The organism is Cytobacillus spartinae, assembly GCF_042865285.1.
Classification (GTDB): Bacteria; Bacillota; Bacilli; order Bacillales; family Cytobacillaceae; genus Robertmurraya_A; species Robertmurraya_A spartinae.
Genome location: NZ_JBIACK010000016.1, coordinates 1 through 24,009, shown reverse-complemented (window position 1 = coordinate 24,009; position 24,009 = coordinate 1). Strand labels below are relative to the sequence as shown.

The following is a 24,009-nucleotide window of genomic DNA, read 5'->3' as shown; positions in this document are numbered from 1 at the left end:
ATTTTGGAAGTGGTGAACGATTTGAAAAACCAACGCATCTTTCCAGGAATTATTTTAATAGGCTTCGGCGCGTACTTCTTCTTACAGCAGTCGCAAATTTCACTTTTTAAAGAATTTTACACATGGCCTACGCTTCTAATCATAGTCGGGATTGCCTTTTTATTTCAAGGATATTTAGCACGGGATTATGAGGCAATTTTACCAGGGGTCATTTTATCCGGATTTGGTTTGCATTTTCATGTCGTTGATCGATTACAGATTTGGCCAAATCATATCGGGACATTTATTTTAATTATTGCTCTAGGGTTTTTACTTCGCTACCAAAAAGTCGGTGCAGGTTTATTCCAGGGAATGTTATTCTTAGTATTGGCTATTTTGTTACTTTTTTATGACAAGATTACCCAATGGCTTGGTCTCTTGGAAAACGGGGTTTCATTAGCTTGGAAGTTCTGGCCAGCTGCTCTTGTTATAATCGGTATCTATTTATTAATCAGGAAAAAGTAAAGAGACAGGAAAACCTGTCTCTTTACTCGTTTACGCTTAAAAGGCAAACTATAAAACACTATCTAAAAAGGCTTTTGTTCTAGCTTCTTTTGGGTTGTTGAAGAGCTCCTCGGGATGTCCTACCTCAACAATTTTTCCATCATGCATATACACGGCCCAGTCGGCAACTTCACGAGCAAAGCCCATCTCATGAGTTACGACAACCATCGTCATGCCTTCCTCCGCTAACTCCTTCATCGTGGCAAGAACTTCACCAACAAGCTCAGGATCAAGTGCCGAAGTTGGCTCATCAAACAACATGACATCAGGTTTCATAGCAAGCGCTCTAGCAATCGCTACACGTTGTTTTTGCCCTCCTGACAATTTTGAAGGATACACATTTTCTTTATCTGAAAGCCCAACCTTCTTTAGAAGCTTTCTAGCTTCTTCCATTGCTTCTTTTTTAGGTATCCCTTTTACATAAACGGGTGCCTCCATAACATTTTCGATTACGGTCTTATGTGGGAATAAATGAAAGTGTTGAAACACCATTCCCACTTTGGTTCTAACTTTATTTAAATCATGTGTATCACTTTCAATTTTATCTCCCTCGATAACGATGTTCCCACTGTCCTTAATTTCTAGAAAGTTAAGGCATCGCAACAAAGTACTTTTACCTGAACCACTTGCTCCAATTAAACAAACAACATCGCTTTCTTTTACCGTGAAATCAATGTCTTTTAATACGTGTAGATCACCGAACGATTTATTCAACTTTTCCACTTTTATCATTACTGACTCACTCATTGTTTTCCTCCTTCCTCAATTAATCACTACTAGACATTTTCTTCTCAATCATTCTTACAATAATAGAGAAGAATAATACAAGAACTAAGTAATAAACTGCAACGATTAACAGATACGTCATGTAGTCATAATTATTTGACCCGTATGTGGTAGCCACATTGAATAATTCGTACATTCCAATAAAGGATGCTAAGGATGAGTCTTTTAAGGCAATAATGAATTGATTTCCGAGTGGGGGTAAAGCTCGTCGAAAAGCTTGTGGAAGAATGATTCTCTGCATCGTAAGTCTTACTGACATCCCTAACGAGCGGCCTGCTTCCATTTGTCCTTTATCAATCGATTGTATCGAGCCTCTAAAAATCTCTGCAATATAAGCCCCATTATGAAAGGCAAGTCCTAATACAACAGACCAAAATGCAGAAATATTAAGGGCCGTCAATCCAAAATAGAAAACAAAGATTTGCACGACCAATGGTGTACCTCTAACTAAGAATATATATATATCTGCAATCCATTCTAAAATCTTTATGTTTGATATTTTTAAAAAGGCAAACATCAATCCTATAAAAATTGCGATAAAAATGGAAACTGCCGTTAATTGAAAAGTTAAGAGCATACCCCTTAAAAAAACTGGGTACGTTTCAAAAAATGTTGAAATTAACTCCAAAATGCTTCCTCCTTTCTATTAAGAAAACATAAGCTATAAATAAGTAGGCATTTGTTACAATCAAGATTTCAACGTAAAGAGTTGAAAGGCGAATGCACTAATTAGCACATTCGCCATTCTCTTTACTCTGCTTCAGGGTCAACAGTTATATCTTCACCGATGTATTTTTTACTAATTGCTTCTAGGGTTCCGTTTTCACGTAACGTCTCTAGAGCCTCATTTACCTTCTCAAGTAATGCTTCATTATCCTTAGCAATGGCGATAGCTTGCTCACTCTTACCGAGCAATTCCTTTCCTTCTATCTCCATGCCAGAACCAATTGCTTCTTTACCTGTGATAAAATCAGTTATAACGGCATCGTGTTTTCCTCTGCTGAGTGCTTCTAGTGCTGTAACATCGCTATCATATAAAATTACATTATCTGTAACTTTTCTAGCATCTTCTTCATAAGTGGATCCTTTAGATACGGCGATTTCTAAATCTGTAAGATCATCGAGGGTTTCTGATGAACTATCAGGGCGAACAAAAATCTGTGGACCTGAATAGTAATATGGGGTAGAAAAGTTAACTGCCTGTAATCGTTCTTCAGTAATGGTGTGACTTGCAACTGCAGCATCAAATCGACCTGATTTGACTCCTTCAACAATTCCACCAAATTTAAATTTCATTTGAACTGGCTCAAGACCAAGTTCCTCTGCGATTGCTTCTCCAACCTCAATATCAAACCCAGTCATGGTGCCATCAGCTTCAGTTACACTGAAAGGTTTGAATTCGCCGGAAGCAGCGTAAGTAAATTTGCCATCCTCTACTAATTCCATGCCACCTGTAGATGCTTGAGAACCACATGCAGCAAGTGTGAGGATTGTTGATCCTATGATGATTCCTTTTAACCATTTCTTCACTAGTTTAAATTCCCCCTTGTCTATCTATTACTTCATACCTCGGAACATCTACAACTTTATCACTGATTACAATTTATCTCAAAATTCATATTTTATGATTATTTGGGATACTCCTCCATATAATGGGCTTAACAAAATTTAGCTAGGGCATTCGCTTAATTGAAAGCGTATCCTCTCAGATACTCTAGATTCCCAAAGCTTCGACAGGTTTCAAGCTCTTTTACTTTATAATCATTCAAAATTCATCAAACTTTTCATGCGTTATTTAGCCAAAAAAACAAAAAACTTGGTAGGGATTCCCCACCAAGTTACTAGTGTTTCATATAAGCTTCAATGACCGACCAAGCTTTATCTTTTCCTTCCCCAGTTTCTGAAGAAAAAAGAATAATGGTATCACTCGGTTCAAGATTTAATGTTTCTTTTGTAATCTTCATATGCTTTTGCCATTTCGCTTTAGGGATCTTATCCGCTTTTGTAGCAATGACAATAACAGGAATTTGATAGTGTTTGAGAAAATCATACATCATTACATCATCTTTAGAAGGGGGATGACGTAAATCAACAATAAGTAAAACCGCTTTAAGCTGTTCCCTTGAAGTAAGGTACGTTTCAAGCATTCTTCCCCAAGCTTCCCGCTCTTTTTTAGAAACTTTAGCGTATCCATAACCAGGAACATCGACGAAATGCAAGATTTCATTAATTAAGTAGAAATTTAACGTTTGTGTTTTTCCGGGCTTAGAGGATATTCTAGCTAACCCTCTTCTATTTAACATCTTATTAATAAAAGAAGATTTTCCAACGTTCGAGCGACCAGCCAAAGCAAATTCAGGTAAAGCCTCGCCAGGGTACTGGTCGGGCTTTACCGCGCTAATTACTATATCCGAACTAACTACTTTCATAATTGAACACCGCCATTCAAGGCGTGCTGCAAGACTTCATCAAGATGACCTACAAGAACAAACTGTAAATCATCTCTTACGCTTTCAGGAATATCTTCAATATCCTTTTCATTATCCTTCGGCAAAATAATTTTTGTTAAACCTGCTCGGTGTGCGCTCAGTGTTTTTTCCTTTACTCCACCTATAGGAAGAACACGTCCTCGAAGGGTAATTTCACCTGTCATACCAACTTCTTTTCTTATTGCTTTCCCCGTTAGTGCTGACACAAGGGCTGTTGCTATCGTAATTCCTGCAGATGGACCATCCTTCGGAACCGCGCCTTCAGGAACATGGATATGAATATCATGTTTTTCATGGAATTCTTGATCGATGCCAAGCTCTTTTGTTTTAGATCGAACATAACTAAAGGCTGCTTGAGCGGATTCCTTCATGACATCCCCAAGTTTTCCTGTTAAAACAAGTTTACCTTTACCCGGTGACAGGGAAACTTCAATCTGAAGTGTATCCCCACCAACAGTTGTATAGGCTAAACCTGTTGCAACACCCACTTGGTCCTCGATTTCTGCTTGGCCGTAACGGAAAATTGGTTTTCCTAAGAACTCTTCTACATTCTTATCTGTGATAATAACTTTTTTCTTCTCACCAGAGACGATGATTCTAGCCGTTTTTCTACAGATCGTTGCTAGCTGTCTTTCTAGACTACGTACGCCGGCTTCTCTCGTATAGTATCTTACGATTTTTTGAATGCCATCGTCACGAACTTGAAGTTGTGCCTTTGAGAGACCGTGCTCTTTAATTTGTTTTGCTAATAGATGATCTTTCGCAATATGAATTTTCTCTAGCTCAGTATAGCCGGCAATCGTAATAATTTCCATTCTGTCCCTTAATGGCCCAGGAATAGTCCCTAAATTGTTTGCCGTTGCTACAAACATAACCTTAGATAAATCATACGTTTCTTCTATATAATGATCACTGAAATTGTGATTCTGTTCAGGATCCAATACTTCCAACATGGCTGCTGATGGATCCCCACGGAAATCACTAGACATTTTATCAATTTCATCTAATAAAAATACAGGATTAATCGTACCAGCTTTTTTCATTCCTTGGATGATACGACCAGGCATAGCACCTACATAGGTTCTTCTATGTCCTCTAATTTCTGACTCGTCACGAACTCCGCCAAGAGAAACGCGAACGAAATTACGATTTAATGAATTTGCAATAGAACGAGCTAAACTTGTTTTACCGACACCCGGAGGGCCAGCAAGACATAGAATCGGTCCCTTAAGTGAATTGGTCATTTTTTGAACAGCTAAATATTCTAAGACACGCTCTTTGACCTTTTCAAGGCCATAGTGGTCCTCATCAAGGACTCGCTCTGCTTTATGAATATCTAAATCATCTTCAGTTGCATTTGTCCAAGGTAAAGAAATTAGCCATTCAATATAGTTTCTGATAACTGAACTTTCTGCTGAGCTAGAAGGAATCTTCTCATAACGCTCTAATTCCTTTAAAGCAGTGTTTTTCACATGTTCAGTCATGTTAGCCTTTTCAATTCTGTCTGTTAACTCTGCAACTTCACCTGTTTTACCTTCCTTATCCCCAAGTTCTTTTTGTATTGCCTTCATTTGTTCACGAAGGTAATACTCTTTTTGGGTTCTTTCCATTGATTTCTTTACACGTTGACCGATTTTCTTTTCTAAATTTAACACTTCTTTTTCATTATGAATGATTTCAATTACACGAGTGATTCGGTCTTTCACATCAATGGTTTCTAAGATTTCCTGCTTTTCTTGAAGCTTTAAAGGTAAATGAGAAGCAATGATATCTGCCATTCTTCCTGGTTGTTCAATATCCGAAACGGAAGAATATGTTTCTGCTGAAATTTTTTTGGACATTTTTATGTATTGCTCAAAATATTCAAGCATCGTTCTCATCAATGCTTGATCTTCCACATCCTTTGTTTCAGGATCTTCGAATGTTTTAACACTTACAACATAATGATCTTGTTCATCAAAGAAGGATGTAATTTTTGCTCGCTTTAACCCCTCCACTAAAACACGAATGGTTCCATTCGGAAGTTTAAGCATTTGTTTAACTTTCGTTAATGTTCCCATCTGATATAAATCATCTTCAGCAGGTTCATCTATTGATATGTCTTTTTGAGTAGTTAAATAAATTAAGCTGTCATCTACCATTGCCTTTTCAAGAGCCTGAACCGATTTCTCTCGACCTACATCCAAATGTAGAACCATTGTTGGATATACTAGCAGTCCTCGAAGCGGCAGGAGGGGGACGATGATATCTTTCTTTTTCGCCATGACGTTGCACCTCCAGTGAAATTCTCTTACATGCCATGTTTAAGGATAATCTTTGTACAATTCTAACCCATTTAGGAACAAGTGTCTATTAACAAGACATGTGGACTATATTCTGAATGGAATTAAGTCTCTGGATCCCGTACATTCAATGTCTTTCTAGATTCTCTAATGGGTAAATCATAAAAAGTAAAAAACGATATAAGCAACAATTTTAGTATCATGTTGTATGCCATAAATTATGTTAGTAATTTGATTTTTATTTCCCCAAAGCACTCTTGAAAACTTCTTTCTACTTCATTTCAAATTCTGTAAATAATCTTGTAAACTCATATAGCTACACATTGTTTAATTTGGAGTTCAATCCCATACAGTTTAAAAAACCCTTTTAAAAACAAACAAAAACTCCGGCTTCAGAAATTCTGCAAACCGAAGTTTTTAGTACCACTAAATGCTTTCTTTTTTGGGCACTTCAATAGAAGCGGTAATGGCCTGCTCTTCACCATATTCCTTTAATAATGCAATGTCGAATACTTCTGTTAAGTGAGTTACAGGAATAATATCAATTCCATCTATTTCATTTAATATAGATTGAACATTTTCCTTTGGAATAATAACCGTTTTAGCACCAGCTTTTTTTGCAGCCTTTACTTTAGGATATACCCCTCCGATTGGCTTTACATTTCCATGAATACTGATTTCACCTGTCATCGCAACAGTATGATCAATAGGATGCTTGTAAATCGCCGAATAAATACCCGTTGCCATAGCAATACCGGCTGAAGGTCCATCTATCGGTACACCCCCTGGGAAATTCACATGTATGTCGTACTCGTCCGCTGGGACTCCCATTGAACGCAATACCGTAATTACATTCTCAATGGAGCCTTTCGCCATACTCTTTCTACGTATTGATTTGCCTTGGTTTCCGATGCTTTCTTCTTCAACAATTCCTGTTATATTAATAGAACCTTTTTCTTTTGCAGGGATAACCGTAACTTCTATTTCAAGAAGAGCTCCAGTATTAGGTCCATGAACGGCAAGTCCATTTACTAAACCAATCGTAGCAGAGGAAATAATTTTTCTCTCCATTCTTGGGCTCAATTGGCTTGATTGGATCACCCATTCTATATCCTCATCTTTGATAAAGTCTCGTTCTTCAGTTATAGCTAATCCTGCAGAGATCTGAATCATATTGACTGCTTCCCGTCCATTTCGAGCATATGAGGATAGAATATCTACACCAGATTCGCTTATGTTTAACTTCACTTTATCTGCAGCTTTTTTAGCAACGGTTGCAATTTCCTCCTGAGATAACTCTCGGAAAAATACCTCCATACACCGCGATCTTATAGCTGGAGGTATTTCACTAGGAGTTCTAGTTGTAGCTCCTATTAAACGGAAGTCAGCAGGCAGTCCGTTTTTAAAAATATCATGGATATGATTAGGTATTTGTGTATTTTCTTCACTATAATAAGCGCTCTCTAAAAATACTTTACGATCCTCAAGTACCTTTAAAAGTTTATTCATTTGAATCGGATGCAATTCACCAATCTCATCAATGAATAATACTCCTCCATGAGCATTTGTAACAGCACCTTGCTTAGGTTGGGGAATACCTGCCTGTCCCATTGCTCCTGCCCCTTGATATATTGGATCATGGACAGACCCAATTAACGGATCTGCAATCCCTCTTTCATCAAACCGCGCAGTTGTTGCATCTAGCTCAACAAATACCGATGAAGGTTGAAAGGGAGACTTTGTATTTTTTTTTGCTTCTTCTAGCACTAATCTTGCTGCGGCAGTTTTTCCAACACCTGGAGGACCATATATAATCACATGCTGTGGATTGGGTCCACACAAAGCAGCTTTGAGCGACTTTATCCCATCTTCTTGTCCCACAATATCATTAAAGGTTGATGGTCTTACTCTTTCAGAAAGCGGTTCAGACAGAGATATTGATCTCATTTTTCGTAACTGATCCATTTCTTTCTTTGATTCCCTATCTATTGATACTTTTTGAGTTCGCTGATTCCTTAATAAATTCCAAAAATAAAGCCCTATCACTATCCCAAAGAACAACTGTATAAATAAGGCAATCCCTGTCCAACTCATTGGTTTTCCCTCCTGCATCTCTTTCTTGTTGTTTATAAGCTAGTATCTCCTTTGGCAAGATGGAATAAACAAGTTTTTAAAAGAAAACTTACCTGTATGAAATTAGGGATTACTTTTCACCACCTATTAGAATGACCGTTTCCTTAAGCTCTAAAATTTGATATTTTTAGACAAACGGCCTTTTTCCGTTCTTGGGTCCTTATAATTAAGAAAAGAATTAAAATGTACGAAAACCACAACAAAAAAAGACCAAACCCATTAAACTTAGGTTTGGTCTTTTGGTAATTACGCAGATGTTTTTCTCTCTTCTTCAATGACTGTGCCATCTTCTAAGATAAGCTTCGGCACACTATTATCTGTCACTGTTTCACTAGTAATAATGCACTTCGTTATATCTTCTCTTGATGGTAAGTCAAACATAACATCAAGCATGATGCCTTCAATAATAGAACGAAGTCCACGAGCACCTGTTTTACGTTCAATTGCCTTTTTAGCAATCTCTTGTAATGCTCCTTCTTCAAATTCTAACTCTACATCATCAAGTTCAAGCATTTTTTGATATTGTTTTACCAATGCATTCTTTGGTTTAGTTAAGATTTCAATTAGTGCATCTTCATCCAATGGAGCTAGACTAGCAATTACTGGTAAACGACCAATGAATTCAGGAATTAAACCAAATCTTAATAAATCTTCTGGTAAAACTTTAGACAATAAGTCTTTATCTTCTATTTCGTTCTTCTTCACATCAGAACCGAAACCAATTACCTTTTGACCTAAGCGACGCTTGATGATAGGTTCAATCCCATCAAATGCCCCACCACAAATAAATAGGATGTTGGTTGTATCGATTTGAATGAATTCTTGATGCGGATGCTTACGTCCACCTTGTGGAGGAACGCTTGCTACAGTACCTTCAAGTATTTTCAGTAAAGCTTGCTGAACACCTTCGCCTGATACATCTCTTGTGATGGAAGGATTCTCAGACTTACGAGCAATCTTGTCAATTTCATCAATGTAGATAATTCCTTTTTCCGCTTTTTCTACATCATAATCTGCCGCTTGAATCAGTTTTAGTAAGATATTTTCAACATCTTCCCCAACATATCCAGCTTCAGTTAATGACGTAGCATCTGCAATAGCAAAAGGAACATTCAGAATTCTAGCTAATGTTTGAGCAAGTAAAGTTTTCCCGCTACCAGTAGGCCCAATCATTGCGATGTTACTTTTTGATAGCTCAACATCATCAATTTTACTATTTGAATTAATTCGCTTGTAATGGTTGTATACCGCAACAGATAGATTTTTCTTTGCTTGATCCTGTCCGATAACGTACTCATCTAAAATTTCACGAATCTCTTTCGGCTTCGGTACATCCTTAAACTCAACTTCTTCTTCTGTACCAAGCTCTTCTTCTACAATTTCCGTACATAACTCAATACACTCGTCACATATATACACACCTGGTCCGGCAACTAACTTGCGAACTTGATCTTGAGTTTTACCACAGAAAGAACATTTTAATTGCCCTTTTTCATCATTAAATTTAAACAATACCTTCACCCCTTGAAAAACTTCTGAACAATATTTACCACTGCGGATCTAATATTATTATTATTTAATTTTCTCTGTACATCTGATTATTTTCACTTTATTTCGATAGTTATGTATTGCATTGTATCACATTCTATGTCCCTACAGGAAATGATAACTCTTATGTCTAGCAAAGAATTTATTGTCTGTAAGTTGTTAGATCCGCATAAAAAGGAATTACATATGTACTACTTAAGCTTAACCATTATCGACAAACTTAAATCGGAAGTTTTTACAAATTCTCTTTATAAATATGTATGTTAAGGTACTACTTTCTTGCTAAAAAGCTTTGTTTCACTGTTTATCGTGTATGTGTACCATTCTAAATTTTGTTTCTAAACTTTTTTATTAGTAGCAGGAAGTTTACGTTTTGTATATTATGTATATTCTAAAATAACCCTACTCAGTATCACTAATTGTAAAACAAGGCACGATAAAATCGCGCCTTGTTTTGTGTTAAGTTGTATCAACTAATATTTAGATTAATTAAGCTACAGTTTTGCTATTTTCTACAAGGAAATCAACAGCTTTTCTAACTTGTAGATCAGCTTTAACTCCCTCTAGGTTACTTCCAAGAGCTTTCTTGATGTTGTCGATTGACATATTGTACATTTCAGCCATCTTAGTTAGTTCAGCATCTACTTCTTCGTCTGTAACTTCAATGTTTTCAGCTTTTGCGATTGCTTCAAGCGTTAAGTTAATTCTTACGCGCTTTTCACCATCTTCTTTCATTTGATCGCGTAAAGCATTTTGATCTTGTCCAGAGAATTGGAAGTACAATTCAAGGTTCATACCCTGTGCTTGTAAACGTTGTTCAAATTCTTGCATCATTCTATCCACTTCTGTATCAACCATTACAGATGGTAGATCAATTTCAGCGTTTTCAGCAGCTTTTTCTACTACTGTATCACGTACAACGTGCTCAGCTTCATGCTTTTTGTTTTCTTCTAAACGAGTTCTAATCTTTTCTTTTAACGCATCTAAAGATTCAACTTCTTCATCAACGTCTTTAGCGAACTCATCGTCTAAAGCTGGAAGTTCTTTAGCTTTAATTTCGTGAAGTTTCACTTTGAATACTGCTGGTTTACCAGCTAATTCTGCAGCATGGTACTCTTCAGGGAAAGTAACTTCTACGTCTTTCTCTTCTCCAGTTGCTAGTCCAACTAATTGGTCTTCGAAACCAGGAATGAATTGACCTGAACCAAGTTCAAGTGAATAGTTTTCAGCTTTTCCACCTTCGAACGCTTCGCCATCAACGAATCCTTCGAAGTCCATTACAACTGTATCACCATTTTCAGCTTTACCTTCTTCTTTAACAACAAGCTCAGCTTGGCGCTCTTGAAGAGATTTTAATTCGTTGTTTACATCTTCTTCTGTTACTTCTGTTTCCACTTTTTCAACTTCTAAGCCTTTGTACTCACCAAGTTTAACTTCTGGCTTAACAGTTACAGTAGCTTTGAAGATCAAGCTTTTTCCTTTTTCGATTTGTTCAACATCGATTTCAGGACGATCCACAGGCTCGATACCTGTTTCTTCGATCGCATTTGCATATGCTTCTGGAAGAAGAATATCAATTGCATCTTGGTAAAGTGATTCTACACCGAAACGCTTTTCAAACATAGCGCGTGGCATTTTTCCTTTACGGAATCCTGGTACATTTACTTTTGTTACTACTTTTTTAAATGCAGCGTCTAAACCTTCGTTTACTTTCTCTGCATCTACTTCAATTGTAAGAACGCCTTGGTTCCCTTCTAATTTTTCAAACTTTGCAGACATACTAAAATCCTCCCAAAATCTATTATCATTTCATTCGTAACGAATATGTATGAATATGTCTTGATATAGCAAGTCAGTATTCATTATAATGTAAAACTAGAAATTTACATAATACAACCACTACATTATAACATACGTTTTATCTGTTTCAACAGCCAGGCCTAAATAATAGGATAAGAAATTTCTTCTAATTTTTTTATAAACTCACATGCATCACTTAATTGATCTGGATTCGTTCCATAAAGATCGCTCATTTGATCCAAGGTGTAATTCATTCCGTGATACTCCAATGCAAGTGTATGATAAGCAGCAGCCCACACATTTGAAGGGGCCTCACTCATATCAAACGGATATAATAGAAAGAACTGCCTTTCTACTATACTTACAACATGTTGAAAGAGAATAGGGTCTTCATTTTCTAAGTGATCCTTCAAATGTTTTTCAATGTCTTTTACTTGTGATACATCTTGTAAATTACCTAATTCTCTTGGTTTTATTATTTTTACCCATCCAAATTTTTCAACTTTAATGTCCTGTGAAACCTCTTGTTCTTTCAAAATATTTAGTAGCATAGTCTTTAGGAAAGGATGACCTTTATTTGACTCCAAATAAGAAGCAACTTCATCTATATATGGACGAATATTTTGATTCGTCAACTCAGCAATCTGTAACATTAGTTTCTTCGGATCTTCTGTTTCAAGTAAATTTAAAGTAGATTCCTCTGATTCAATAAATTCCTCTTCATATGTTTCATTATTTCTACCTTCAACCATGCGTCTACTAAATTCAAGCATCTTTGAAAAATGCTCGTATTTTTCTATAGGCACTTCACTTTCCTCTAATAATACTTCTATAGTGCTTACAATTTCTTCGTACTCATGAAGCTGAACGAGAATCATTAAATAAAGGTCGACTGTTTGAATATAATTACCAATTCCCTCTTTCAGCATTTCCTTTGTTAGCTGTTTTGCTTCATGTAGACGCCCAACCTCGTAGTACGAAAGCACAAGACCTATATAGATATCGCTATTTGAAGGATCTAGCCTCTTTGCCTCTTCAAGATACTCAACTGCCTGATTATATTTTTTATTTTGAAGACTCTCTAAACCTCTTTCGAGAAATCTCTTCTCCAGGTCGGGAAAATGAATTACATTACCGTCCTTCTTCAATGGCTCCCGTTTTTTCATCTCTAAACCGCCTTATGCATGATAATGAGGTAAGTTTAGCATGAACAAATTGAAAAAACAAAAAAGATTCACAAACCCAATAATGTGAATCTTTTTTGCTATAGGAAGATCAGCTAAATAGTTGATTTTTTTCATATTCATTAATCTTATCATCGAGCTGTAATGTTATTTCGATTTCATCCCAACCATTGACCAACATCTTTTTCCAATAGGAGTGAATAGAAAACTCAGCGGAAAATCCGTCATGATCTTTAACTACTTGTTGATCTAAATCAATAGTTAGAGAATAAGGCTGTTTTGTAGCCTTTTTTAATAGGTATTCTACCTTCTTTTCTTCTAATACGATTGGAAGCATCCCATTCTTTAAGCAATTTTGATAGAAAATATCAGCAAACGACGGGGCTATGATGACTTTGAATCCATAATCTAGTAACGCCCAGGGTGCGTGCTCGCGTGACGAACCACAGCCAAAATTTTCGTTAGCTACTAGAATCGTTGCTCCCTTGTTTTCAGGTTGATTTAATTCGAATAATTCATTTTCCTGTCCGTTTGCATCGTAACGCCAATCATAAAATAAAAATTGTCCAAAACCTGTTTTTTCAATCCGTTTGAGAAATTGCTTCGGGATGATTTGATCCGTATCCACATTTGCTCGATCTAAAGAAACTGCTTTTCCATCAAATGCTTTATCAAAAGTCATATGATCCCTCCTATTAAACTACCTCTTGAACAACTAATTCTCTTACATCTACGAAATGACCATACAATGCGGCTGCTGCTGCCATAGCAGGACTAACCAAGTGGGTTCTAGCACCGGCACCCTGACGTCCTTCAAAGTTTCGGTTTGATGTCGAAGCACAATGTTCTCCTTGTGGGACGACATCTTCATTCATGCTTAGACACATACTGCACCCAGACTCTCTCCATTCAAACCCTGCTTCCAAAAATATTTGATGAAGCCCTTCTGATTCAGCCAATTTTTTTACCTGTTGAGAACCTGGAACAACTAATGCTCTCACTTCTGAATGGACCTTTTTTCCTTTAATCACTTCCGCAGCGCTTCGAAGGTCTTCTATTCTAGAATTCGTACAAGACCCTATGAAAACATGCTGAACTCGTATGTCCTCAATTTTCTGACCTTCCTCCAACGCCATATATCTTAAAGCCCTTCTAAGAGAATCTCGTTCAAGCTCGGTATCAAATTGATCAACTGTTGGAATTCTCCCATCTACTTTACCTGTCATTGAAGGGTTTGTTCCCCAGCTGACCATTGGAGAAATCTCATATCCATCAATCTCAATCACTCGGTCATAAACTGCATCTTCATCAGAAACAAAGCAACTCCAATATTCAACATACTGTTCAAACTTATCATCATTAGGAGAGTATTCCTTATTCCGTAGATATGCAAAGGTCGTTTCGTCTGGATTAACTAAGCCAGCTCTAGCTCCACCCTCAATGGACATATTACATATGGTCATTCGTTCTTCCATCGACATATTCTGAATGACTTCCCCACAGTATTCTATAACGTGGCCAGTTCCAAACCTTATTCCGTAGTTTGCAAGAATATACAGTATGACATCCTTTGCTGTCACACCTTTACTTAGTTTCCCATTGATTTGCAGCTTCAGTGTTTTCGGTTTTGTTTGCCATAAAGTTTGGGTTGCTAATACATGCTCTACTTCACTCGTACCGATACCAAACGCTAGAGCACCAAATGCACCGTGTGTAGAAGTATGGCTGTCTCCACAAACAATCGTACTACCTGGTTGTGTTAACCCAAGCTCTGGGCCAATTACATGAACAATCCCTTGATTCGGACTATCCAGTCCAGCTAACGTAATACCAAATTCATTACAATTCTTTTCAAGAGTAGTAATTTGCTTCAAAGCTACCTCATCATTTATTTGCGTACGATTTACAGTTGGAACATTGTGATCCATCGTTGCGAATGTTTTATCCGGACGCCTTACTTTCCGGTTTTTCATCCTTAATCCTGAAAAGGCCTGTGGCGATGTGACTTCGTGAACTAAATGAAGGTCAATATATAATAAATCTGGTTTCCCCTCTTCTCGAGAAACAACATGTTTTTCCCATATCTTTTCTACAATAGATTTCCCCATACTCATCCCCTCCAGGTTTGGTATTACTAAAAAAAGATATTTCTAGTGGCTCTTCGTAAACTTTGTTGCTATTTAAGTACTTTAGACTGTTCTTAAACGAATTAGGGTGCTGTTTTCTTTATTTTAGAAAGGAAAGATGCCACGAAGTAGCATAGAATTCGTGTTGGAGACCATATACAATTAGCAACAATCTATGCGAAACCAGCCTTTCTAGTAGAAACACGACCAAGTAATTGGTCGTGTAATTTTTTGTTAGTACCCTATCAACTTAAGGTAATCAATCATTCCGATTCGAGAGTTACGCATAAGCCCCCATAATGTTTAAAATCGTTTCATGATCCAGAATAGTCGCTTTTACTTCCGCTACCATCTCATTTGTTGAAACAGCACGATTTCCAAATGATAAAATATCTTGAGTTCTATACCCTGCATTAAGAACTTCATTTACCGCATTCTCCACTGCCTCAGCCTCTTCCTCTAATCCAAAGGAAGTTCGTAACATCATAGCTACTGATAGAATCATTGCAAGTGGATTTGCAATATTTTTTCCTTCAATGTCTGGGGCAGATCCATGAATAGGTTCATATAGATAAGGACCATTTTCCGATAAAGATGCAGACGGTAGCATCCCTAATGATCCAGTTAATACAGAAGCTTCATCACTTAAAATATCGCCAAACATATTTTCTGTCACTACAACATCAAATCTCTTTGGATTTTTAATCATCTGCATCGCAGCATTATCAACAAGCATATGCTCTAGTTCAACATCAGGGTATTGTGCTGACACCTCTTCAGCTACTTCCCTCCACATCCGACTTGACTCTAAAACATTTGCCTTATCAACTGACGTAACCTTCTTCTTACGACCCTTTGCTACTTCAAATGCTAATTTAATGACACGATACATTTCTGCTCTTTGATAAAATAATGTATCGACAACAACATCTTTCCCGTCTTGCTGTGATCTTTCACTTGGTTTCCCAAAGTATAGACCACCTGTCAATTCTCGAACGATAAGCATATCTACACCTTCAATGACTTCTTTTCGAAGTGGTGAAGATTCTACAAGACTCTCATAATAATTGGTAGGTCTTAAATTAGCATATAGGTTTAGCTCTTTACGGATTTTTAATAGGCCTTGCTCTGGACGAAGATGGACTGGAAGACGATCCCACTGGGGTCCACCTACTGCACCTAATAGAACCGCATCGCTTTCCTTGCAAAGTTCGATTGTTTCATCGGGTAGCGGTGTACCTTCAGATTCAAATGCAGAACCGCCAATCTTCCCATATGAAAAATAGAACTGATGTCCAAATCTCTCTCCAATAGCATTCAGAATATCAACAGCACCTCTAGTAACTTCTTTCCCGATTCCATCTCCTGGCAATACAGCGATACGCTTCTTCATTATTACCCCTCCATCCTTTCGTTTTTAAATGTATTTTTGAGTAACCCTTATCCCTGGGTTACTGCTGTTTTCTTTTCCTTCATATATATAACTCTATTAATGGCATTTAAATATGCTTTTGCAGATGCCTCTAATACGTCTTGCGCTAAGCCTCTACCGCTTGTTTCCATATCTTGAAATCTTAATTTAACAAAGACCTGTGCGAGTGCATCTCTTCCTGCCCCAACTGATTGGATCCGATAATCCAGAAGGTTAACCGTTCCGTTTACACTCTTTTCAAGAGTGTTATATAGTGCCTCTATACTCCCACTTCCTGTGGCCGCTTCTTGAATGACTTCATTATTTCGACCAGATAGAGTAATGGTTGCAGTAGGAACTTGGTTTGTTCCATATTGTACTTGTAAGTGGATTAACTCATAGAAACGTTGTTCTTTAGATAGCTTTTCTTCTAGGACAATAGCTGCTAAGTCGTCATCGGTCATTTCTTTTTTCTTATCAGCTAAATCTTTAAAGACAACGAATAATTGATTAATATCTTCATCTGGAACAGAAAGCCCAAGTTCATTTAGACGATTTCTAAAAGCGTGTCTTCCCGAGTGTTTTCCAAGTACCATGGAATTTGAATGAAAACCTACCAAATCAGGTGAGATAATTTCATAGGTTGTTACTTCTTTAAGTACACCATCTTGATGAATACCAGATTCATGTGCAAATGCATTTCTTCCTACAATTGCCTTATTGGCAGGTACCACCATGCCTGTTAACTTACTTACTAGGCTACTCGTTCTACTAATTTCTTTTAAATGTAGACGAGTCTTTGCTTGGTAATGATCCTTCCTAATATGCAAGGCAACTGCTAACTCTTCAAGCGCCGCATTCCCAGCCCGTTCACCTATTCCATTAATGGTTCCTTCTACTTGGGTCGCACCATTTTCAACTGCAGCCAGTGAGTTAGCAATCGCCATTCCAAGATCATCATGACAATGAGTGGATAACGCAACCTTGTCAATAGAAGGGACATTATTTTTTAAATATTGAAAAATTTCACCATACTCCTTTGGCGATATATACCCAACTGTGTCGGGAATATTGATGACATGGGCTCCAGCTTGAATAACTTCCTCAATAATTGCTGCTAAATAAGGTAATTCAGTGCGACAAGCATCCTCTGCAGACCATTGAACAATAGGAAACTTTTTTGCAGCATACTTCACACATTCAACAGCAGTTTCAATTACCTGTTCTTTCGATTGCTTTAACTTAAACTCTCTATGGATAGGAGAAGTAGCGATAAAAACATGTAGTCTAGGTTCTGCACCGTCCTTTAACGCTTCCCAGGCGGCATCAATATCTGAATACACGGACCTAGCAAGACCTGTCACAGAACTATTTCTGATTGTTTGTGCAATTTGCTGTACGGAAAAGAAATCTCCTTTTGAAGCAGCTGGAAAACCCGCTTCAATAATATCTACATTCAGTCTTTCCAGCTGTTTTGCGATTTCCATCTTTTCAGAAAAATTAAGATTTACACCAGCTGACTGTTCTCCGTCTCTAAGTGTAGTATCGAATATCTTAATTTGTCGCACTGACGACCACTTCTTTCTGTTTGTCTTTCGCTCTGTTAACGAAAGGCATCATTTTTCGAAGTTCCCTTCCTACTTGCTCGATTTGATGCTCGCTTTCTCTTCTATTAACTGCATTGAAAACAGGACGATTAGCTTGGTTTTCTAAAATCCAACCTTTTGCAAATTGACCTTCTTGAATATCTTTTAGAATTGCTTTCATTTCTTGTTTTACTCGATCGTCAACCACTCGAGGACCACTTACAAAATCACCCCATTGTGCTGTATCAGAGATGGAGTAACGCATTCCTTCTAAACCACCCTCATACATCAAATCAACGATTAATTTTAACTCATGTAAACATTCAAAATAAGCTAGTTCTGGCTGATATCCTGCTTCTGTTAATGTTTCGAAACCAGCCTTTACAAGTGAAGTTAACCCTCCACATAGTACCGCTTGTTCTCCGAATAGATCAGTCTCTGTTTCTTCTTTAAATGTCGTTTCTAGTCCACCCGCTCTTAGCGATCCGATTGCTTTTGCATAAGCAAGAGCCAATTCTCTTGCTTCTCCCGTTACATCTTGATAAACCGCGAATAACGCAGGCACCCCAGCTCCTTCTTGATAAGTTCTTCTTACTAAATGTCCCGGACCTTTAGGAGCAACAAGGAGAACATCACAGGTATTTGGAGGAACGATTTGATTAAAATGAACATTAAATCCATGCGCAAACATTAATGCTTGATTCGTTAAGTTTGGTTCAATCTCTTCTTTATACACTTTTGGTTGCATTTCATCTGGAAGTAAAATCATTACAACATCAGCTTGAGCAGTTGCTTCTCCTACACTATATACCTCAAGGCCGTCGTTAACTGCCTTATCCCATGACTTCCCTTTTCTTAAGCCAACTACTACATCTACACCGCTTTCTTTCATATTAAGAGCATGTGCGTGACCTTGTGATCCATACCCGATTACAGCAACCTTTTTTCCATTTAGGTAGTTTTCGTTTGCATCCCCGTTATAGTACATTTTCGCCATTTTGTATTCTCCCTTTCCAAGTCCGTTTTTTTATATTTTTATATGGTAGTTTTACTTTTTAAACAATCGATATATTTTTGGAGTGGTTACTTGTTCTCTGTGTGCCTCGTAGGAAAGCTGTTGTTCCCGTTCTGGCTAATTCTTTAATTCCGTAGGGTTTGATTAACTCTATAAAAGCCTCTATCTTGTCAGATTCACCAGTGATTTGAATAACTAAGCTATCTTTGCTTACATCAATGACTGATGCTCTAAAGGGTTCAATCAGAGAATAAATTTCACTTCTTGAGTTGCCAGTTGATAACACTTTAATTAGGGCGAGTTCCCTTGATACGATGGACTGTTCCGTAATATCGGTAACCTTTATAACATCAATTTGCTTGTTTAACTGTTTTGTTATTTGTTCAATAATGCTGTCGTTTTCTACATGAACGACGCATGTAATTCTCGAAATACCTTCTTGCTCAGAATGACCTACGGTAATGCTTTCAATGTTATAGTTTCTTTTTGAGAATAAATTTGTAATTCTATTAAGTACTCCTGGTCGATTTAGTACGGTTAAAGTAATAATTCGCTTCATGGTTTCACTCCTACCATCTCATGCAATCCTTTTCCAGGCGCAATCATTGGGTATACATTTTCGTCAGGGTCAATTCTGAAGTCTAAAAGAACAGGCTCATTGTTCGTTAATACTTCATTTAAAATGTTTTCTGCTTCCTCTTCATTAGAGATTACATATCCTTTAATATCGTAAGCTTCTGCTAGCTTCACGAAGTTAGGCTGAACGGAAAACTTACTGTGGGAAAAGCGAGATTCATAAAAAATCTCTTGCCATTGTCTAACCATTCCGAGCGAAGAATTGTTTAGTACAATGATTTTAATTGGAAGATTCAGCTCTCTGATGACTGCAAGCTCCTGCGTACACATTTGGAAACCACCATCACCTGAGATAGATAGAACACAAGTATCTGGTTCAGCAAGCTGTGCGCCAATACTTGCTGGTAAGCCAAAGCCCATTGTTCCTAAGCCACCCGAAGTCACCCATTTATTCGCTTTTGAAAACTTATAGTACTGGGCAGCCCACATTTGATGCTGTCCTACATCTGTAACCACAATAGCTTCACCTTTAGTTTTTTCATAGAGCATTTCCATTACTTTCTGAGGCTTAAGAACATTTCGATCCTCATTTTGGTAGAAGTATGGATATTCCTTCTTCCAACTCTCAAGTGTGTTCATCCACTTCTCATGAACTGGAGGCTTCCCATCCTGACTTATTAACTGCTTTAATGCCTCTTTGGCATCTGCGACAACCGGTATTAGGGTAGGAACATTCTTGCCAATTTCAGCAGGATCAATGTCTACATGAGCAACGGTTGCATTAGGTGCGAAGTGCTTTAAATTCCCAGTTAGACGATCATCAAATCTAGCTCCGATATTGATAAGGAGGTCACATTCATACAACGCCATATTGGCTGTATAGCATCCATGCATTCCTCCCATTCCTGCAAACAGTTTATGTTCTGCAGGGAATCCCCCTAAACCGAGAAGAGTGTGAACAACAGGTAGCTGTTGTTGCTCGGCGTACTGTAAAAGTTCTGCATCTGCTCCGGCATGGAGAATTCCAGCTCCGGCAAGAATGACTGGTTTTTTAGCTCTACTAACCGCTTCTGTTAATTTTCTTATTTGCAAATAGTTAGGTTGTAAAGTTGGTTGATATCCTGGAAGAGAAATCTCTTCCTCTTCAGGAGACTCTGCTACAAGTGCAGCGATATCCTTCGGTACATCGATAAGCACTGGGCCAGGTCTGCCGCTTGTTGCAATATAAAATGCTTCTTTGACGATTCGAGGAATGTCTTCAATGTTGCGAACTTGATAGTTATATTTAGTGATAGGCGTTGTAATACCTAAGATATCAGCTTCTTGAAAGGCGTCAGTTCCAATAACTCCAGTGGCTACTTGACCTGTAAAAACAATAAGCGGAAGAGAATCCATCATTGCATCCGCCAATCCAGTCACGATATTTGTTGCACCAGGCCCAGATGTTGCTATAACAACTCCTGGTTTACCAGTAATACGTGCATATCCCTCTGCAGCATGGATTCCACCTTGTTCATGACGAGGTAGGACATGTAGAATTTTTGAACTATACAATTTGTCATAAATCGGGAGAACTGCCCCCCCTGGATAGCCAAATATCACTTCAACGTTTTCCTTTGTTAACGCCTCTAACATCAGTTCTGCACCGCTCATCGGTTTGTTTTCAGCCTTTATTTTTGTAAAGGCAGCTTCCTGCAACATTTGTTGACCTCCTCTTTTATCACAAAATTAAAGCAATATAAAAAGCCCTCTCATTCCTATACGCCCACTACACCTAGGCTAAAGGGATGAAAAGGCTTGAAAAACCTGTTCCACGGTACCACCCTAATTTCACGCTTTGTCTAGCGTGCACTTATGATCAATAGTCTGATCGTTTTGATAACGAGTGGTAACTCACTCGACTGTCTCTACTCTAGAGTATTTCAAGACAGCGCTCTGAGGTGAGTTCATTTTATGTAGTGAACACCGGCTCACAGCAACCCCGGCTCTCTGAGAACACATTCCATAAAACTACTTATCCTCTTCTTCGCTTTACTATATTTAGCTTTCTTTCGGATTCGAAGACCTAATTTATCAGCTAACATTTTCTGCAGCTTTTTTTGTAAAGACTTTAACTCCTTCTGAAACAACTCTTTCTCTAAACTTCTCTAATAGTTTCTTAGTATGAATTCCTGGGACACCATCGCCAATCGTTCTTCCATCAACTTTCACAACCGCAATGACCTCTGCTGCTGTTCCCGTTAAGAACACTTCATCAGCTACATAAACATCGTGTCTTGTAAACGGCTCTTCTTTTACTTCGTATCCAAGATCTTTTGCAATCTCGATAACTGCATTTCTCGTGATGCCCTCTAACGCCCCGACATATCCAGGAGGTGTATAGAAAACATTATCTCGAATGATAAATACGTTATCAGCAGATCCCTCTGCTACATAACCTTGATCATTAAGCATTAAAGCCTCGCTAACATTGGCTAGATGAGCTTCAATTCTTACAAGAACATTATTTAAGTAATTTAATGATTTCACTTTTGGACTAAGTACATCGGGACGATTCCTTCTCGTTGCAACAGTCACAATTTCTAACCCAGTTTCATATAATTTCTTTGGAAAAATCGCTAAAGGTTCAACAATGACCACTACATTTGCCTTAGGGCATTTATATGGATCTAACCCGAGGTCACCAACACCTCTTGATACGACTACTCTTATATATGCATCCTCAATTTCGTTTTTTTCTACCGTTTTAACGATAATGTTGTTAAATTCCTCTCGGGAATAAGGCATATTTAACATAATTGATTTGGCAGAACGATATAGTCGGTCCATATGTTCTTCCATTCTAAAAATATTGCCACTATACACTCTAATTCCTTCAAAAATCCCATCTCCATATAAAAAACCATGGTCATAAACAGAAATTTTTGCGTTTTCCTTTGAGACATATTCATCATTTAAAAAGATCCACTGCTCAGGCACAAAACCCACCTCTTTACATTAATGTCAAAACGCTTTAAACGACTGAAATTTAAAGTTAAAAAATTTTAAAACTCCCTGATAACTATGGTTGTTTTGAGTGTCTCTTATTTTTCAAATTTTCAATTATTTTTTTTATTTGAGGACTATCTTACTCTCATTTTTTTCCTTAGTCAACACCCTTTTTGTTAATTATTTGACTATTTAGATTAATCAAACTTTTTGTATACGCTTACATTGTTGGTGTATTCACAATTCAATACTCAAAAAAATTTTTCTAAAATTGATATTCTGTTACTTGACCATCTGGATAAAATAAAAAAACTCACCGAGACTTTGGTGAGTGATCATAAGTAATATTCATTAATGCATTTTAGTCACAAAATTCTTCTAACATATAATATAGAAGAAACACGAAAAACATGTAAGATAATCTAACACATAAGAAAGCGCTTTATAACTCTAGATGTTTAAGTAAAGTTTCTTGTACTTTTAATTTTACTTCTTCTTCAACAAATAAATAATAAACTCCATCTAAAATTTTCCCTTGACCAGAAAGCTCAAGAGTTTCAATGTCATTAATAGTTTGTTTATAATGTTCGTGGATATCTATCATCTCCCCAAAAGATATGTCTGTTTTAACATTTTCTTCTAACGTATCAAGAATAGCCTTAATCTTTGATAAAGACTCCAAACTTGCTCCTTTATTAAGGATACCTCTTATCACTTCCCGCTGCCTTTGCTGTCTCCCAAAGTCACCATATGGATCTTGTTTTCTCATTCGAACATACAGCATCGTTTCATATCCAGTCAAAGTAATTTCACCTTTTCTAAAATGATGACCAGCCTCGTTAAAATCTAATGGGTTATTTATTGTAATCCCACCTAAATCATCAACGATTCCTTGAAATGCCTCCATATTTACTAAAACATAATAGTCTATTGGAACACTAAAAAAATGTTCAACTGTATCAACAGTCATTTTTGTTCCTCCAAAAGCGTAGGCGTGGTTTATCTTGTCATCTAGACCTCCTCCTACTATTTCAGTTCTAGTATCTCGTGGAATACTGACCATTTTTACAGAGCTCTCTTTTGGATTAACAGTTAAAAGTATGAGTGTATCAGACCTACCCTTATCACCTTTTCTCTGATCTACCCCAATTAATAGTATAGAAATAGGTTCTTTTTCCTCTAGTACTATAGGCTTTTGATTTTTACTAGTAATACTTCTTTCGATTGGCTGGTGCATTTCCGATATCGTATTGGTTAAAGCTGTAAAGTAATACAAAGCGGTAGATATAAATATAAGCATAAAGAAGAAAAAACTAATAAGGATGATATTTCTAGTTCTCTTTTTGAACAGCACATGATCACCTCATTAAAAGTTACAACTCACCGTTCATTATAACGCACAACAAGAGATTTATGGTTCAACGTCAAATGTTGGGGTGGAGTCAATTTTACTTCACCCTTATCCAATATGAACACCCATTTTTTTATACTTATGTGTCAATAATATCTTTGCTCTAAAACGCTTAAAACTCCTAAAACCAA

Annotated in this window: 19 protein-coding genes and 1 other annotated feature; of the genes, 1 reads left to right on the top strand and 18 read right to left on the bottom strand. The window is 37.3% G+C overall.

Annotated elements, in window-relative coordinates:
- Positions 1 to 21 precede the first annotated feature (21 nt).
- Positions 22 to 504 (top strand): LiaI-LiaF-like domain-containing protein, encoded by a 483-nt coding sequence (locus ACFYKX_RS22910; RefSeq protein ID WP_389363953.1) that lies wholly within the window; start codon positions 22 to 24, stop codon positions 502 to 504.
- A 48-nt stretch (positions 505 to 552) separates the two neighbouring features.
- Here the strand turns inward: ACFYKX_RS22910 and ACFYKX_RS22905 are convergent, their stop codons facing one another.
- The 18 genes from ACFYKX_RS22905 to ACFYKX_RS22820 all read right to left on the bottom strand — a co-directional run bounded on the left by ACFYKX_RS22905 (position 553) and on the right by ACFYKX_RS22820 (position 23,821).
- Positions 553 to 1,290, bottom strand: coding sequence for an amino acid ABC transporter ATP-binding protein (locus ACFYKX_RS22905; protein ID WP_389363951.1), 738 nt, complete (start codon positions 1,288 to 1,290; stop codon positions 553 to 555).
- A gap of 19 nt (positions 1,291 to 1,309) precedes the next feature.
- Complete coding sequence (locus ACFYKX_RS22900; protein WP_389363949.1) at positions 1,310 to 1,957, bottom strand: amino acid ABC transporter permease; 648 nt, start codon at positions 1,955 to 1,957, stop codon at positions 1,310 to 1,312.
- A 122-nt stretch (positions 1,958 to 2,079) separates the two neighbouring features.
- Positions 2,080 to 2,859, bottom strand: a complete 780-nt coding sequence (locus ACFYKX_RS22895) for a transporter substrate-binding domain-containing protein (protein ID WP_389363947.1) — start codon at positions 2,857 to 2,859, stop codon at positions 2,080 to 2,082.
- A gap of 311 nt (positions 2,860 to 3,170) precedes the next feature.
- Positions 3,171 to 3,758 carry a ribosome biogenesis GTP-binding protein YihA/YsxC gene (yihA, locus tag ACFYKX_RS22890; protein ID WP_389363945.1) on the bottom strand — a complete coding sequence of 196 codons (588 nt, stop codon included), beginning with the start codon at positions 3,756 to 3,758 and terminating at the stop codon, positions 3,171 to 3,173.
- Positions 3,755 to 6,082, bottom strand: coding sequence for an endopeptidase La (lon, locus tag ACFYKX_RS22885; RefSeq protein WP_389363943.1), 2,328 nt, complete (start codon positions 6,080 to 6,082; stop codon positions 3,755 to 3,757). Before lon ends, yihA begins: the two co-directional genes overlap by 4 nt.
- 444 nt (positions 6,083 to 6,526) lie before the next feature.
- A complete protein-coding gene (lonB, locus tag ACFYKX_RS22880) occupies positions 6,527 to 8,194 on the bottom strand; it encodes an ATP-dependent protease LonB (protein WP_389363941.1) in 1,668 nt (555 codons plus the stop codon).
- Positions 8,195 to 8,479: 285 nt separating this feature from the next.
- On the bottom strand, positions 8,480 to 9,745 hold the full coding sequence (gene clpX, locus ACFYKX_RS22875; protein WP_389363939.1) for an ATP-dependent protease ATP-binding subunit ClpX: 1,266 nt from the start codon (positions 9,743 to 9,745) through the stop codon (positions 8,480 to 8,482).
- A gap of 525 nt (positions 9,746 to 10,270) precedes the next feature.
- Positions 10,271 to 11,560 carry a trigger factor gene (gene tig, locus ACFYKX_RS22870; RefSeq protein WP_389363937.1) on the bottom strand — a complete coding sequence of 430 codons (1,290 nt, stop codon included), beginning with the start codon at positions 11,558 to 11,560 and terminating at the stop codon, positions 10,271 to 10,273.
- Between the two features lie 161 nt (positions 11,561 to 11,721).
- Positions 11,722 to 12,747 carry a tetratricopeptide repeat protein gene (locus ACFYKX_RS22865; protein WP_389363936.1) on the bottom strand — a complete coding sequence of 342 codons (1,026 nt, stop codon included), beginning with the start codon at positions 12,745 to 12,747 and terminating at the stop codon, positions 11,722 to 11,724.
- Positions 12,748 to 12,856: 109 nt separating this feature from the next.
- The gene (leuD, locus tag ACFYKX_RS22860; protein ID WP_389363934.1) at positions 12,857 to 13,447 is read right to left on the bottom strand and encodes a 3-isopropylmalate dehydratase small subunit; all 591 of its coding nucleotides are present in this window, start codon (positions 13,445 to 13,447) and stop codon (positions 12,857 to 12,859) included.
- A gap of 13 nt (positions 13,448 to 13,460) precedes the next feature.
- Complete coding sequence (leuC, locus tag ACFYKX_RS22855) at positions 13,461 to 14,873, bottom strand: 3-isopropylmalate dehydratase large subunit (RefSeq protein WP_389363932.1); 1,413 nt, start codon at positions 14,871 to 14,873, stop codon at positions 13,461 to 13,463.
- 298 nt (positions 14,874 to 15,171) lie between these two features.
- A complete protein-coding gene (gene leuB, locus ACFYKX_RS22850) occupies positions 15,172 to 16,284 on the bottom strand; it encodes a 3-isopropylmalate dehydrogenase (RefSeq protein WP_389363930.1) in 1,113 nt (370 codons plus the stop codon).
- A gap of 47 nt (positions 16,285 to 16,331) precedes the next feature.
- Entirely contained in the window at positions 16,332 to 17,870 is a 1,539-nt protein-coding gene (locus ACFYKX_RS22845) for a 2-isopropylmalate synthase (protein ID WP_389363928.1), read from the bottom strand.
- On the bottom strand, positions 17,857 to 18,885 hold the full coding sequence (gene ilvC, locus ACFYKX_RS22840; protein WP_389363926.1) for a ketol-acid reductoisomerase: 1,029 nt from the start codon (positions 18,883 to 18,885) through the stop codon (positions 17,857 to 17,859). The genes ACFYKX_RS22845 and ilvC overlap by 14 nt, the downstream gene beginning before the upstream one ends.
- Positions 18,886 to 18,943: 58 nt before the next feature.
- On the bottom strand, positions 18,944 to 19,462 hold the full coding sequence (gene ilvN / locus ACFYKX_RS22835; RefSeq protein ID WP_389363924.1) for an acetolactate synthase small subunit: 519 nt from the start codon (positions 19,460 to 19,462) through the stop codon (positions 18,944 to 18,946).
- Positions 19,459 to 21,180 (bottom strand): acetolactate synthase large subunit, encoded by a 1,722-nt coding sequence (ilvB, locus tag ACFYKX_RS22830; RefSeq protein WP_389363922.1) that lies wholly within the window; start codon positions 21,178 to 21,180, stop codon positions 19,459 to 19,461. The genes ilvN and ilvB overlap by 4 nt, the downstream gene beginning before the upstream one ends.
- Before the next feature lie 79 nt (positions 21,181 to 21,259).
- Positions 21,260 to 21,515 (bottom strand) — a binding site (T-box leader).
- 37 nt (positions 21,516 to 21,552) lie between these two features.
- Positions 21,553 to 22,458 carry a branched-chain-amino-acid transaminase gene (gene ilvE / locus ACFYKX_RS22825; protein WP_389363920.1) on the bottom strand — a complete coding sequence of 302 codons (906 nt, stop codon included), beginning with the start codon at positions 22,456 to 22,458 and terminating at the stop codon, positions 21,553 to 21,555.
- A gap of 451 nt (positions 22,459 to 22,909) precedes the next feature.
- Complete coding sequence (locus ACFYKX_RS22820; protein WP_389363918.1) at positions 22,910 to 23,821, bottom strand: LCP family glycopolymer transferase; 912 nt, start codon at positions 23,819 to 23,821, stop codon at positions 22,910 to 22,912.
- Positions 23,822 to 24,009: the final 188 nt, after the last annotated feature.

What these genes read in the sequence shown, in the direction of transcription:
- yihA (WP_389363945.1), bottom strand. Translation starts at nt 3,758, where the DNA reads ATGAAAGTAGTTAGTTCGGATATAGTAATTAGCGCGGTAAAGCCCGAC.
- leuD (WP_389363934.1), bottom strand. Translation starts at nt 13,447, where the DNA reads ATGACTTTTGATAAAGCATTTGATGGAAAAGCAGTTTCTTTAGATCGA.
- leuC (WP_389363932.1), bottom strand. Translation starts at nt 14,873, where the DNA reads ATGGGGAAATCTATTGTAGAAAAGATATGGGAAAAACATGTTGTTTCT.
- leuB (WP_389363930.1), bottom strand. Translation starts at nt 16,284, where the DNA reads ATGAAGAAGCGTATCGCTGTATTGCCAGGAGATGGAATCGGGAAAGAA.
- tig (WP_389363937.1), bottom strand. Translation starts at nt 11,560, where the DNA reads ATGTCTGCAAAGTTTGAAAAATTAGAAGGGAACCAAGGCGTTCTTACA.
- ACFYKX_RS22865 (WP_389363936.1), bottom strand. Translation starts at nt 12,747, where the DNA reads ATGAAAAAACGGGAGCCATTGAAGAAGGACGGTAATGTAATTCATTTT.
- lonB (WP_389363941.1), bottom strand. Translation starts at nt 8,194, where the DNA reads ATGAGTTGGACAGGGATTGCCTTATTTATACAGTTGTTCTTTGGGATA.
- ilvC (WP_389363926.1), bottom strand. Translation starts at nt 18,885, where the DNA reads ATGGCGAAAATGTACTATAACGGGGATGCAAACGAAAACTACCTAAAT.
- ACFYKX_RS22905 (WP_389363951.1), bottom strand. Translation starts at nt 1,290, where the DNA reads ATGAGTGAGTCAGTAATGATAAAAGTGGAAAAGTTGAATAAATCGTTC.
- ilvN (WP_389363924.1), bottom strand. Translation starts at nt 19,462, where the DNA reads ATGAAGCGAATTATTACTTTAACCGTACTAAATCGACCAGGAGTACTT.
- lon (WP_389363943.1), bottom strand. Translation starts at nt 6,082, where the DNA reads ATGGCGAAAAAGAAAGATATCATCGTCCCCCTCCTGCCGCTTCGAGGA.
- ilvB (WP_389363922.1), bottom strand. Translation starts at nt 21,180, where the DNA reads ATGTTGCAGGAAGCTGCCTTTACAAAAATAAAGGCTGAAAACAAACCG.